The sequence below is a fragment of the Aliiroseovarius sp. PTFE2010 genome (genome assembly GCF_049943335.1).
Classification (GTDB): domain Bacteria; phylum Pseudomonadota; class Alphaproteobacteria; order Rhodobacterales; family Rhodobacteraceae; genus JBNFVY01.
On sequence record NZ_JBNFVY010000001.1, the window covers coordinates 241,478 to 254,272 of the forward strand.

Below are 12,795 nucleotides of genomic sequence, written 5' to 3' on the forward strand. Positions count from 1 at the left end.
TCAACAGGCCCCCGGCTGGCGAGCGTAGATGTCCGCATGGCATTGCACCCGCCCATCTGAATCAATGAATCTGCGAAGATACGCCAATGTCACAGGGACCGGCGGCGTTTCAATATCAATGGTTCGATTGCCATTGGCCAGACGATGCACCTGGGCAAGCGGCATATCCAGCAACCAGGCGATCAGAACGTCCCATTTTTCAACCCGGATGCACCCATGTGAAAGCGCGCGATCAGGCCGCTCGAACAGGTCGCGGCGGTTGGTGTCGTGAAGATAGTCCAGCAGCCCCTCTTCAAGCCGTATGGCCGCCAGACCAAGCGGGTTGTTTTCACCGGGCGGCCAAAGCCGGTCTGCGTAATCGCCACTTCGCACCATTGATGGCGTGGGCCGCCAGGTCGGACGAAACCGCACTTTGGTCGTTTCGGTTTCCATGATCGGGGTCGGGGTCCAGGGTGCGCCGACGATGATTCTGCTGCGCAATACGGGCTTGCCATTGTCAAAGGCGATCAGCTCGAACGCCGGGATATTGACGAGGATGGCTTTTCCAGTAGGCGGGATGCGATATTCAACGCCGTGCCGGTCCAGTTGCTGCTGGAAATTGCTATCTTGCGCCTTGGCCTGTGGCACCAATGACATGGCGAGGCTGATCATCAGGGTCAGAAATCGTGCAAAACGCGACGCCGTGGTGACGATACCAGAGAACGTTATTGGTTGCGGATTCGGATGACGACCGTTCATCCAAATCAGATCCTCAACCTGGCCAGCGCCACGTCCATCAAACGGGTTGCTCCGATCTGATCTTGCGCCAGGGCCATCAGAGTCAGACTTGGGTCGTCGCCGCCCAGAGGTGGTGCGAGGATGACGATCCCCTCAGTACTTTGCCCAGGGCGAAAAAGAAGCGGTTCCAGGCAATTGCGCAAATGGGACGTGGTGAAACCGTCCCGCCCCATGGGGGTCTGCACGATGACAAGACCGTCCGGCAGCGCGCCCTCCAGAAGGTCAGCTGCGACGGTCATCGGGATGGAAACACCACCCCATCGCCCGTTGCATTCGATCCAGTGTGGGATGAGCGATTTGTCGTTTTTCTGCACCAAGACGGCGTCGAAAGAGCATTGCCCGAAGTAACCGAGCCTTTGCAGGACCGCGGCAATCGCAAGGGCTTCAGACCCAAGCCGGGCCTGAACCGCGCCCGGCAGTGTCGAGCGTTCGGCGCCAACAAATGCAGCCCCGATGCCACACACCCGCTGTTCGAAAACCCCCTCAATACGCGGTAGTCCTTCCCCAACCTTGGGCAGCCACATCTGGACGGAAGGGCTGCAAACCACATCGCTTTCCCAGATACCAACCAGCAGGGGATACCGGCCCTGCCATCCGACAATGTTCAGGTGCCGGCGCAAAAATCGGCACAAAAGGTGCAGCGACGCATCGCCAATGTCGGCGCTTTCAAGACGGATGTTCCCGTTCGAACCCGCGCTGTCGGGCACCTTGATGATCACCTGCGCATTATCGCGGGCAAGCTGTCGAACAAGGCCCGCCGCTGCCGCAGGTCCATAGGCGTACATCGTTGGCGGTACCGCGTCGTGACCAAGAACACGGCGCGCAAGATCGGAAAACCAAAGCTTGTCGTTGGCCCGCCGCGCAATCCTGGGGGCCGGTCCGGCGACATGCACGATCTGGCCCGTTGCCGTGCCAAGCGCCTGCGCAAGCCGCCAGGTGTTGCCCGTTGTCAGATAAGACTGGATTGTGGCACCGCCCGCATCCGCGACAAACCGCCGTAGGGGATCAAAAAGCTGGGCCTCGGTCCGGCAGATTTTCGCAACCGCATCTGTCGGGTGACCACCTGCGGCCAACCATTTGATCCCTCTGCGCCCCAGAACATCGGCGACATAGCTCTGGAAACCGGCATCGGGCGTATGCAAAACCACCATATCGCCCCTATCGGCAAGAAGCGCCATGCGATGATCAAGGACGGGACGCGCGGGATTGTCCAGAAGCGGGATTTCGGATTGATCCCCGATAATGATGCGGGCGCCGCCGCCGTCGCCCTGCGTCACATGCGGCCCAAAATCCAGCGAAGACAACAACGCCGGCTCGTCCGCGGTAAGGGCCGCAGCCAAACGTGTCGCGCATTGCTGTGCTTCGACATCTGATCGAGAGCCAACTGAAGTTTTCGGCATGAGGGGTCCAAAGTAACTGCGTGGTTCAGTAAATCGCGCAAATTCACTTTAGCATTGATAAATGTCGTGGCCCTGCATCTGGAATCGGCTTTGCTATCGAAGACACTGGAAAGAGAGCAGGTACATGTGCCGCCTATACGCCATGCACGCCAACGAACCGACCCGCGTGGAATGCGGATTGGTCAGATCGCAAAATGCGCTGATGGCGCAAAGTCGCAGCGACGCGACGGGCGTCATGCATGGTCATGGATGGGGTGTGGCCGATTATAACGACGGGCTGCCCGAGATCGAGAAACAGACTTGGGCTGCGTTTCACGGCGAGCATTTCAGCCGCACGGCTTCACGCGTCTATGCCAAGACTGTCGTCGCCCATGTTCGGCGCGCCACGGTCGGACCGACCAGCATCGAAAACACACACCCGTTTCACCACGGACGCTGGATCTTCGCCCACAACGGAACTGTGCCCCATTTCGATGAGGTCCAACACCTTTTGTTGGACGCGATGGATCCCATTCATCGCAACGCGATCAAGGGGCAGACCGATAGCGAGCATGTCTTTCACTATCTTATGAGCCAATATTTGCGGCACCCTGATACGGGTCTGCTGGATACAGTACGTGACGGATTGGCGCGGATTTTGCATTGGGTCCTTGATATCGATCCGGACGCGAAGCCGGGATTGAATATCGTCCTTACTGATGGCGACCAGATGATCGGATCACGTTTGAACCGCAGTCTTGTACATCTGTACCGCGACCACACTTTCGAATGTCCGATTTGCAAGAAACCGCACGTGCATCACAAGGCCGGGCAAAACTATTGCGCGGTTGAAATCGCGTCGGAACCGGTGACAAGAAATGATACATGGGACGAGATCCCGAACGCAAAGGTCTTCCGCGTGAACAAAGACTTCAGCTTAGACATGCGCAATCTTCGTTAAGACAGACCTTGTTTCATTCTGCGCCGCGCGGAATATCGGTACCGGCCTGATCGCTGCCGGATAGAGATATCCGGTCTTTCTCCTCATGGACGAACCTCTCTGAACAATCGGCTCGCCTGGCGCCTACTTGGCGTTCGAACGAGGTTCGGCCATTTGCAGCGCTGATCTCTGCAAGTGTGCATAGCGGCGGTCTGCCGGGAAAGGAACAGCCAAGTTTAACGGATCTCACAGCCCTCAACTGATCTGCATCAATGCTCGTTTGAACTTTGCCGTCATGGTCATCAGGAACTCAGTAACGAACGGGTTGACCATGACTGAAGATACACAACATGTCATCGATTTCGCGGATGTTAGACGCCAGGATGTCGGTTTGGTTGGCGGCAAGAATGCTTCACTTGGGGAAATGATCGGCGCGTTGAAACCGCAGGGCATTTCTGTGCCGCCGGGCTTTGCCACCACCTCTGACGCCTTTCGCGCCTATCTCGCCGCCAACGGCTTGAACGAGAGGATTGCGCATGAGCTTGAGTCGCTGGCGGCTGGCACCTCATCCCTTCAGGAAGCGGGCGAGAGAATCCGAAAGCTGGTTTTGGGCGGCGCGTGGCCCGAAGACATCGCCGAGGCCATTAAAACCGCCTATCGCAATCTGTGCGAGGCTGCCGGCGAGAGCGACGTGCCTGTTGCCGTTAGGTCCAGCGCCACGGCCGAAGACCTGCCCGATGCAAGCTTTGCCGGTCAGCAGGAAACCTTCCTCAATGTCATCGGCGAGGCCGCGCTGCTGAAGGCCTGCAAGCGTTGCTATGCCTCGCTCTATACTGACCGGGCGATTTCCTATCGAAATATCCAAGGCTTTGCGCATGATCAGGTGGCGCTGTCGGTTGGCGTTCAGCAGATGGTGCGCGCCGATACCGGCGGCTCGGGTGTGATGTTTTCCATCGACACGGAATCGGGGTTTCCCGATGCGGTGCTGATCAATGCCGCCTGGGGGCTGGGCGAAAACGTGGTTCAGGGCGCCGTCGACCCTGACGAGTATCAGGTGTTCAAACCTTTCCTCGACAATCGCGACCTTTCGCCAATCCTGGAAAAGCGGTGCGGCGCGAAGAAAATCAAGATGATCCACGACCGCGATGGCACCCCGCGCAACGTGCCGACATCGAAAGAGGAACGTGAGCGGTTTGTCTTGGACGATGACGAAATCCTGTCGCTCGCCCGTCAGGCCAAGGTGATAGAGGCGCATTACGGCCAGCCTATGGATATGGAATGGGCCCGCGATGGCGTGACCGGCAAGCTCTACATCGTGCAGGCCCGTCCAGAAACCGTGCAATCACGCGCCGACATGGGCACGCTGAAGTCTTACGCGGTCAAAGATCCGGGGCCGGAAATTTTGCGCGGTCTCAGCGTCGGCAGCGCCGCCGTCGCGGGCCGTGTGTCGATCATCGAAAACGCCGCCGATATCGCGCGTTTCGTTGACGGTTCGGTTCTGGTGACCAGCACGACCGACCCTGATTGGGTGCCGATCATGAAGCGCGCCGCCGCCATCGTGACCGACCATGGCGGGCGTACCTCTCACGCGGCTATCGTCAGCCGGGAACTTGGCCTGCCCGCGATTGTCGGCTGCGGCAACGCCACCCATGTGCTGCACGACGAACAAGACGTGACCGTGTCTTGCGCGGGGGGTGAGGAAGGCGTTGTTACGGCGGGTATTTCCAAGATCGAGGTGAGCGAAGAGGCGCTCGACACCCTGCCCGATACGAAAACCAAAGTGATGCTGAACCTCGCCAATCCCAGTGCGGCACTGCGCTGGTGGCGACTGCCTGTCGAAGGTGTGGGCCTTGCGCGGATGGAATTCGTCATCAACGGCGCGGTGCGCATTCACCCCATGGCGCTGGCGCATATCGAACGTGTCACCGACGCTGACGCGCGCGCTGAAATCAAGCACCTGACAGCAGGTTATGAAAGCCTGCCGGAATACTTCGTCGACCGCCTGTCGCGCGGTCTGTCGCGGATTGCGGCGTTCTGCTATCCCAAACCTGTCATCGTGCGGATGAGCGACTTCAAGACCAACGAATACGCCGATCTTCTGGGCGGGCGCGATTTTGAGCCGCATGAAGAAAACCCAATGCTCGGGTTCCGGGGGGCATCGCGCTATTACTCCGACGCATATCGGGACGGTTTTACGCTTGAATGTCAGGCCATTGCCCGGCTGCGCGACAAGATGGGTTTTGACAACGTCGTTGTGATGATCCCGTTCTGCCGCACCCCAGAAGAGGCCGATAAGGTGCTGGCGGTCATGGCCGAACACGGTCTGACACGCGGCGAAAATGGGCTGGAAGTCTATGTGATGTGCGAAATCCCTGCGAATGTGCTTCGCGCCGCTGAATTCGCAAAGCGCTTCGATGGCTTTTCCATCGGATCAAACGATCTGACGCAGTTGACGCTGGGCGTGGACCGTGATTCCGATACGCTTGCTTCGCTGTTCCGGGAAGACGACCCGGCGGTTCTTCGCATGATCGAAATGGTGATCGATGAAGCGCACAAGGCGGGAACCAAGGTGGGGTTCTGCGGGCAGGCCCCCAGCAACAACCCCGCCTATGCACGGTATTTGGTTGAATTCGGCATCGACACGATTTCGGTCACGCCAGACAGTTTCGTGCAGGTCTTGCGGAATGTAGAACGCGCAGAAGCTGGCAAAGAAGACGTTCCATGAAACCCACCCATTCAGGGTAATTGGCCCAAAACCCCTTTCACCGTCTCTCGATGATGCGGGCGTTATCGCCCCGAGCACAGCATCCCTTGCGTTTCCCGGCTTTCGGATTGTGCGGGCAACAGTCACGCCGCCGCCGGGGGCGCGACGACAAGGTTTCTGCAAATCCAAAGCCCCGCCTATTCCTTGACGTAGGGCTTGCCATCCGCCGCTGGTGCCCGGGCTCGCCCGACAACACCGGCAACCACGACAATCGTTGCAATATAAGGGGCCATGGCAAGAAAATCTGACGGGATCGGCGTGCCCAGAAGCGCCAGCTTTTGCTGCAAGCTGTCGGCAAATCCAAAGACCAGCGCCGCCAGAAGCGCGCCAACAGGATGCCACCGCCCAAAGATCATCGCCGCCAAACCGATAAAGCCGCGCCCCCCGGTCATCCCTTCGTCAAACCGTCCGACAGAGCCAAGCGTGAACCAGGCCCCCCCGAAACCGGCGACCATACCCGCCACGGTGACGTTCACGTAGCGGGTGCGATAGACGTCGATCCCAAGTGTATCTGCGGCGCGCGGATGCTCACCCACGGCGCGGGCGCGGAGGCCATGACGAGTGTGAAACAGATAGTAGGTCGCGAGGCCGGCAAGAATGAACGCCCCATAAACAAAGATGTTCTGGCTGAACAAGACCGGGCCAAGAACCGGCAGATCGCTCAAGATCGGAATTTCCACCGCGCGAAACACGGGCGCATTATTGAGCGCACGGTATTCCTGAAAGACTTGGCTGGAGATGTAGCTGGTAAGCCCCAACACGAACAGATTGATGAATACGCCAGCGATGATCTGGTCCATTCGATAGGTCACAACCAGTGCGGCCAGAACGAAACCAAACACGCCGCCCACGGCGACTGCCGCAATAAGCCCTGCGATCCCGCCTGCCAGCGATCCGACCAAGGCGCCGGTGAAAGCCCCTGCAAGCAGCATCCCTTCGATGCCGATATTCACCACCGCGACCCGCTCTGACAAAACGCCTGCCAGCCCCCCAAGGGCAATCGGCACCGCGCGCACCAGACTTGCCTGCAACATGCCCGTCAACGAAAACGATTTACCCACCGTCGCCCAGACAAGAAACGCGGCCACCGCGATGATAAGGCCAATTCCCAGAAGCCGCGCGCTCCATTTCGCCCCGCCGCGCAGGAACAGGCGCACCCCGAAGAAGGCCAGAAAAGCTGAAGCGACATAGATAAAGGGCCCGCCGGGAACGACCAGGTTCGGAACAGGCCACACATCGGTCGGTCGCGACAGGCGGAAGGTGGCCACGCCGCTTGCGTCGGGGGCGAGGAAAACCGCGATCAAGGCGCCAAGGGCGATCAGGATGCCGCCGGTGATGCGGGTCTGGCGTTGCCGCGCTTTGTCAAGAAGTACGGTCACGACCTGCCCTCGCCTTTATCCGCCTTGCGAAATCCCCAAGGAAAGATCGCCTTGACCAGCAGGGGCGCGGCGATGAACACGATGATCAGCGCTTGGATGATGGCGATCAGGTCGATGCTGACACCTGCGTCTACCTGCATTTGCCGCCCGCCCGCTTCCAGCGCGCCGAAAAGGATCCCGGCAAATAGTACCCCGACCGGATGCGATCGTCCCAGTAGGGCTACCGCGATGGCGTCGAACCCGATCCCGGCGGAAAATCCCGGTGTGGCGCGGTCAAGAACGCCAAGCGTCTGGTTGGCACCCGCAAGCCCCGCCAGCGCGCCCGCGATGGCCATGGCCAACACGATCGTCAGTCCGGCATTCATCCCGGCAAAGCGCGCCGCAACCGCGTTTTCGCCGCTGGCGCGAAACTCAAACCCCAGCTTGCTGCGGAACAAAAGCCAATAGGCGATCGCGACCATCAACAGCGTCAGAAAAAGGCCCGCGTGCAGGCGCAGATTGACATCGAGAAAAGTCAGAAGCTTGGGCAGTTCAGCCGCATCCGGCACGGATTTCGAGATCGGATCCGCGCGCCCTTCTTTTTGGATCAAAGGCGTGCGCAACAGATAATCGAGCAGCCGGAAGGAAATCAGGTTCAGCATGATGGTCGAAATCACCTCATGCGCGCCCGTCGCTGCGCGCAGCCAGCCCGCGATCCCGGCATAGAATGCGCCCGCCACAGCGCCGGCCAGAAGCGCGCCGGGAAGGGCGATGAACGCTGGCAGATCGCCAAGTGCAACACCAGCCACGACGGCGGCCAGCCCGCCAATGACGATCTGGCCTTCGGCGCCGATATTGAAAAGCCCAGCCCGAAAACCAAGCGCCAGCCCCAGACCCGCCAACACCAGCGGCAAGGCGGCGGTCAGTGTTTCCGAGACCGCGTTGATCGACCCGACCGAGCCTTTCAACAAGGCAACATAAGACTGGGCGATTGTCGCAGGGGCAACACCAGTGGCCGCCATGACGAGCGCGCCCAGTACAAGTGCTGCGACAAACGCGAAGAGTGGAACGATGACCAGATCTTCAAGCTGCGTTCGGCCAAACACCCTGCCTTGTGTTGCCTGGATCATTGAATCGCTCATACCGCCGCCCCCGCCATTGCCAGCCCGATTGTCCCCTTGTCGACCGGTTGCTCGTGCGGTGCGTATTCAGCCACGATGCGGCCCTTGAACATCACCAGAATGCGGTCGGACAAGGCCATGATTTCGTCAAGCTCCGACGACACGATCAACACACCGTCGCCTTCGTCGCGCGCGGCCATAAGGCGTTCATGGATGAAAGCAATAGAGCCCACATCAAGCCCCCGCGTCGGTTGCCCCGCAATGACCAGCCGGGTGTCGCGCGACAATTCCCGCGCCACGACCAGCTTCTGCTGGTTGCCCCCCGACAGATGCGCCGCCGCAGCGCGAACCGAAGGGGTGCGCACGTCATACTGTTCGGCCACTGCGGCGGCGTCCTGGTGTACGCGGCCCCAGTCGATACCTGCCCCTTTCGAAAAGGGCGGACCGTAGTAGCTGTCCAGCACCATGTTTTCGGCGACGGTAAATTTCCCGATCAAACCGGCGCGCTGGCGATCTTCGGGGATGTGTGCGATCCCCATCCGGTGTCGTGCACGCGGAGAGGCATCCGTGATATCGGTGCCGTCAAACGTCACCTTTCCGGCGACTGGATGGCGTAGCCCTGCGAGCGCTTCGATCAACGCCGATTGCCCGTTCCCCTGCACCCCCGCGATGCCCACGACCTCGCCGCTGCGCACCTGAAGCGACAGATCATCGACGGCCACGGCCCCGTCATCGCGCACAATTGTCAGCCCCTGAATATCAAGGATGACTTCCCCAGGCGCGAATGGCGCGCGGGCAACGTCGAAATCGACCGGATGGCCCACCATCATTTCGGCCAGTTCCGGTCGGGTCAGTTTTTTGGGATCGCCACTGCCAACAATCTCACCGCGACGGATCACTGCGATCCTGTCTGATATTTCCAGGATTTCATTCAGCTTGTGCGTGATAAAGACGATTGCCTTGCCAGCATCGCAGAGCGATCGAACAATCTGGAAAAATTCATCGACCTCTTGCGGGGTCAGAACCGCGGTCGGCTCGTCCAGGATCAGAACGTCTGCCTCGCGAAACAAGACCTTGATGATTTCGACACGTTGTTGAACGCCAACCGGCAGCGTTTCGATTGTCGCATCCGGATCAACCGTCAGGCCATATTCTGTGCTTAACTTTTTCACTTCGGCCCGCGCTGCCTTCAGATCAAGATGATCGAAGCGCCCGGTGGGTTCGATGCCGAGGATGACATTTTCGGCCACGGTGAAAACCGGAACCAGCATGAAATGCTGATGTACCATGCCGATGCCTGCGCGGATCGCATCGCCGGGGCCCTTGAAGGTCACAGGGCGACCGTCAATCAGGATCTGGCCTTCTGTCGGTTCGTAAAGACCGCAGAGCACGTTCATCAGGGTCGATTTGCCTGCACCATTTTCGCCCAGAAGGCCCAGGACCTCGCCCGGTTCGATGGTCAGGTCGACGCCTTTGTTGGCAACGACCGGACCAAACCGTTTGGTGATATTTTTCAACTCGACCCGCATATCATCAACCTTAGTTCGACACAGATATGCTGCCGTCGATGATGCTTGTGCGCAGGGCCTCCAATTCGGCTTTCAACGTGTCTGGCACCATGCCATCCATGTCGTGGAACGGGGCCAGTCCGACGCCGCCGTTTTCTAGCGTGCCGACCAGCACACCGCCTTCGAAATCGCCGTTCATAGTGATTTCGATCACGTCAGAGACAGTTGCATCCATGCGTTTGGTGACCGATGTCAGATAGACGTGCTGCCGTTCGGTATCAGTGAAGTAGAGATCGGCATCGACGCCGATGATTTTCAACTTGTCCACACCCAGTTCATCGGCAAGCGTAGCCGAGCCGAGTCCGACGGGACCCGCGACTGGCAGAACGATATCGGCGCCCTCATCGTACAGGTTTTGCGCATAGGCCCGCCCGTCATCAAGGTTGTCGAAATTGTTGGTGAACAGTCCTTCACGCGTGTCCAGGTTCCAGCCCAGCACGGTGACCGTGTCGCCCTTCACCGCGTTCCAGTGGTCGACGCCCCGAACGAAACCGTCCATGAAGATCGTCACAGGCGGGATATTGATGCCGCCGAACGTGCCAAGAATTTTCGTCTTGGACATTCCGGCCGCTAGATAGCCTGCCAGAAATGCGGCTTGGTCTGTGGCATAGACCTGCCCCAACACGTTTTCGATTGGCGGATCATAGGCAAAATCCACAATGGAAAACGGCTGATCCGGGTTCGCCTTTGCGGCCTTCTCGGTCGCGTCCCCAAGCAGGAAGCCGACCGTAATGATGATATCGCAATCACCATCGATCAGCGAATTGATATTGGCGTCATAATCCGTCTCGGCTTGCGATTCGAGGAAGCGCCCTTCGATCCCCAGTTTTTCCTTGGCGTCCAGCACACCTTTCCAGGCGGTCTGGTTGAAACTGTTGTCGTCAATGCCGCCGGTGTCGGTGACCTGACACGCCGTAAAGGCTAGGGCCGGGCTGGCAAACGCCATGACCATCAATGTGCCCCATACTTTTAAGTCTGTCCTGAAAAATAATTTCATCTTCTGCATCCTCCCATGGGGTGTTCCGATTCCTAATTTCTAGATCGTGCCCCGCCGAACCAATTGAGGCAGATCAACCGGCAGGGCTGCTTTTCTTCAGCTGCGGTTTCCATTTCATGGACCCGGTTATTGGCCTGCCGGTTGGACCCTTCGAAAACACGCGTGATGAAATCACCACTCAGGCGGATCACGTCTTCGCCCGGTACGTCACCGATAACGCGGAAAAAATGCTCACCCTCGGTTGCGGACTGATCCCGACTGAGAACGAAAATATCGTCCGGGTCCTGCGCGCCAGCGTCTTCGATATGACCTTGCACCCGCGTAAAGACCTGCCCCATGTTGATCGGATCATGCACGAGGCTGCGGGTCGTCGCGCGCACAATGGGCTGACCGTGAAAAGACAGATGTCGACCATCCCAGCCTTTTGGATCAAACTTGGGGCAACAGGCCGTTTCGGGTGCGTTCATGTTCATGTCTGGCAGAGCATTGGTGTCCATCACGTGCCTCTTGCTGATGCATGATACCCGGTCATGATAGTCTGTTCGCCAAGGCGCCGGTTGATATTCGTCAATTCATCGCGCAACACGCATCCCATCAGCGTGGAAGGTGTGCGCCTTTGGGCCGCAGAACAGGAGAGAGTGTGGAAATCGACATAGCGCTTCTGACGCTTGGGGGTATGTTCGTCGTCGGGTTGGCCGCCGACCAGATCGGACGTCGAACATGGGTGCCGCGGGTCACCTTGCTTTTGCTTTGCGGACTGATCGCCGGCCACATGGGATGGATTCCTGCTTCTTTCTCAGACGCCTACGAATACCTTTCGGTAACGGCGCTGACATTCGTCGCTTTTCTGCTTGGAGGGTCGCTCAAATTCAGCGACCTCAGGGAAACGGGCCGCCGTATTCTGACAATTTCGATCGCCATCGTTCTCACCACTGTCATCGGGGTGTCTTTCGGTCTGATCGCACTGGGGGTTGAGCCTGGATTGGCTGTCATGCTGGGCGGAATCGCTTCGGCCACGGCACCTGCGGCGACTACCGATGTTATCCGACAATCGGAGATCGACAATGATTTCACCCGCACACTAAAAGGGGTTGTGGCCGTCGATGACGCTTGGGGGCTATTGGTGTTCAGCCTTTGCCTGAGCTATGCGCATTCGATCGCACCGACTGCAACCGCCCTGCATGATATGTCTGTCATTCGTGAAATCGGGGGTGCTATCTTACTGGGGTTTGCCATTGGTGCACCTGGCGCGGCGCTGACCGGGCGCATCAGCGCTGGTGAGCCGATTGAAATCGAAGCACTTGCACTGGTTTTCTTGACGGCCGGTCTGGCGCTTTGGCTTGAGGTTTCATTTCTGATCGCAGGAATGACCGCAGGCGCCGTCATCGTGAATTTTGCGTCCCATCACGACCGGGCCTTTCATGAAATCGAACATATTCAATGGCCCTTCATGGTGCTTTTCTTCCTGTTGGCCGGGGCATCGCTTGAAATTGACGCATTGAAGGGCATCGGAATGTTGGGTCTTGCGTACATCGTCCTGCGTGTACTGGCGCGAATTGTTGGGGGGTGGCTTGGGGCCTTGATCGGGCGCGCCCCCGCGCAAGAGCGTGCCATATACGGGCTGGCGCTTCTGCCCCAGGCTGGCGTCGCGGTTGGCATGGCATTGGTCGCCGCCCAAGCACTCCCATACCATGCCGATCAGATCATCGCGCTGACTATCAGCACAACGATTGCCTTCGAACTTGTCGGCCCCGTCCTGACTCTCTGGGCCATCCGCCGCACGATCACACCCGATCAGGGTACAAAGTCCGAGTGAGGAAGCCCCGATTTGCCTAGGACGCAGCGACGCCGGGATTGGCGCATTTTCCGCATAAGGGGGCGTAAAGGACGG

At 58.9% G+C, this 12,795-nt stretch carries 10 protein-coding genes; 3 read left to right on the forward strand and 7 right to left on the reverse strand.

Translation table 11 applies throughout. The annotated features are described in order from the left end of the window. A complete protein-coding gene (locus ACP2AV_RS01240) occupies nucleotides 1-636 on the reverse strand; it encodes a L,D-transpeptidase family protein (RefSeq protein WP_426370827.1) in 636 nt (211 codons plus the stop codon). A gap of 107 nt (nucleotides 637-743) precedes the next feature. After that, the gene (locus ACP2AV_RS01245) at nucleotides 744-2,177 is read right to left on the reverse strand and encodes a hypothetical protein (RefSeq protein ID WP_426370828.1); all 1,434 of its coding nucleotides are present in this window, start codon (nucleotides 2,175-2,177) and stop codon (nucleotides 744-746) included. A 124-nt stretch (nucleotides 2,178-2,301) separates the two neighbouring features. On the opposite strand from ACP2AV_RS01245, the gene ACP2AV_RS01250 reads away from it, so the two are divergent. Then, nucleotides 2,302-3,117 carry a class II glutamine amidotransferase gene (locus tag ACP2AV_RS01250; RefSeq protein ID WP_426370829.1) on the forward strand — a complete coding sequence of 272 codons (816 nt, stop codon included), beginning with the start codon at nucleotides 2,302-2,304 and terminating at the stop codon, nucleotides 3,115-3,117. A gap of 310 nt (nucleotides 3,118-3,427) precedes the next feature. Then, nucleotides 3,428-5,821 (forward strand): phosphoenolpyruvate synthase, encoded by a 2,394-nt coding sequence (gene ppsA / locus ACP2AV_RS01255; RefSeq protein ID WP_426370831.1) that lies wholly within the window; start codon nucleotides 3,428-3,430, stop codon nucleotides 5,819-5,821. A 176-nt stretch (nucleotides 5,822-5,997) separates the two neighbouring features. On the opposite strand, the gene ACP2AV_RS01260 is transcribed toward ppsA, so the two are convergent. The 5 genes from ACP2AV_RS01260 to ACP2AV_RS01280 all read right to left on the reverse strand — a co-directional run bounded on the left by ACP2AV_RS01260 (nucleotide 5,998) and on the right by ACP2AV_RS01280 (nucleotide 11,401). After that, nucleotides 5,998-7,239: an ABC transporter permease gene (locus ACP2AV_RS01260; protein WP_426370832.1), complete on the reverse strand. Its 1,242-nt coding sequence runs from the start codon at nucleotides 7,237-7,239 to the stop codon at nucleotides 5,998-6,000. Further along, nucleotides 7,236-8,360, reverse strand: coding sequence for an ABC transporter permease (locus ACP2AV_RS01265; protein ID WP_426370833.1), 1,125 nt, complete (start codon nucleotides 8,358-8,360; stop codon nucleotides 7,236-7,238). The genes ACP2AV_RS01260 and ACP2AV_RS01265 overlap by 4 nt, the downstream gene beginning before the upstream one ends. After that, nucleotides 8,357-9,868, reverse strand: coding sequence for an ABC transporter ATP-binding protein (locus tag ACP2AV_RS01270; protein ID WP_426370834.1), 1,512 nt, complete (start codon nucleotides 9,866-9,868; stop codon nucleotides 8,357-8,359). Before ACP2AV_RS01270 ends, ACP2AV_RS01265 begins: the two co-directional genes overlap by 4 nt. A 10-nt stretch (nucleotides 9,869-9,878) precedes the next feature. After that, nucleotides 9,879-10,859 carry a BMP family lipoprotein gene (locus ACP2AV_RS01275; RefSeq protein ID WP_426370835.1) on the reverse strand — a complete coding sequence of 327 codons (981 nt, stop codon included), beginning with the start codon at nucleotides 10,857-10,859 and terminating at the stop codon, nucleotides 9,879-9,881. A gap of 77 nt (nucleotides 10,860-10,936) precedes the next feature. After that, on the reverse strand, nucleotides 10,937-11,401 hold the full coding sequence (locus tag ACP2AV_RS01280; protein WP_426370836.1) for a hydrolase: 465 nt from the start codon (nucleotides 11,399-11,401) through the stop codon (nucleotides 10,937-10,939). 143 nt (nucleotides 11,402-11,544) lie between these two features. On the opposite strand from ACP2AV_RS01280, the gene ACP2AV_RS01285 reads away from it, so the two are divergent. Next, nucleotides 11,545-12,720 carry a cation:proton antiporter gene (locus ACP2AV_RS01285; RefSeq protein ID WP_426370837.1) on the forward strand — a complete coding sequence of 392 codons (1,176 nt, stop codon included), beginning with the start codon at nucleotides 11,545-11,547 and terminating at the stop codon, nucleotides 12,718-12,720. Nucleotides 12,721-12,795 lie beyond the last annotated feature (75 nt).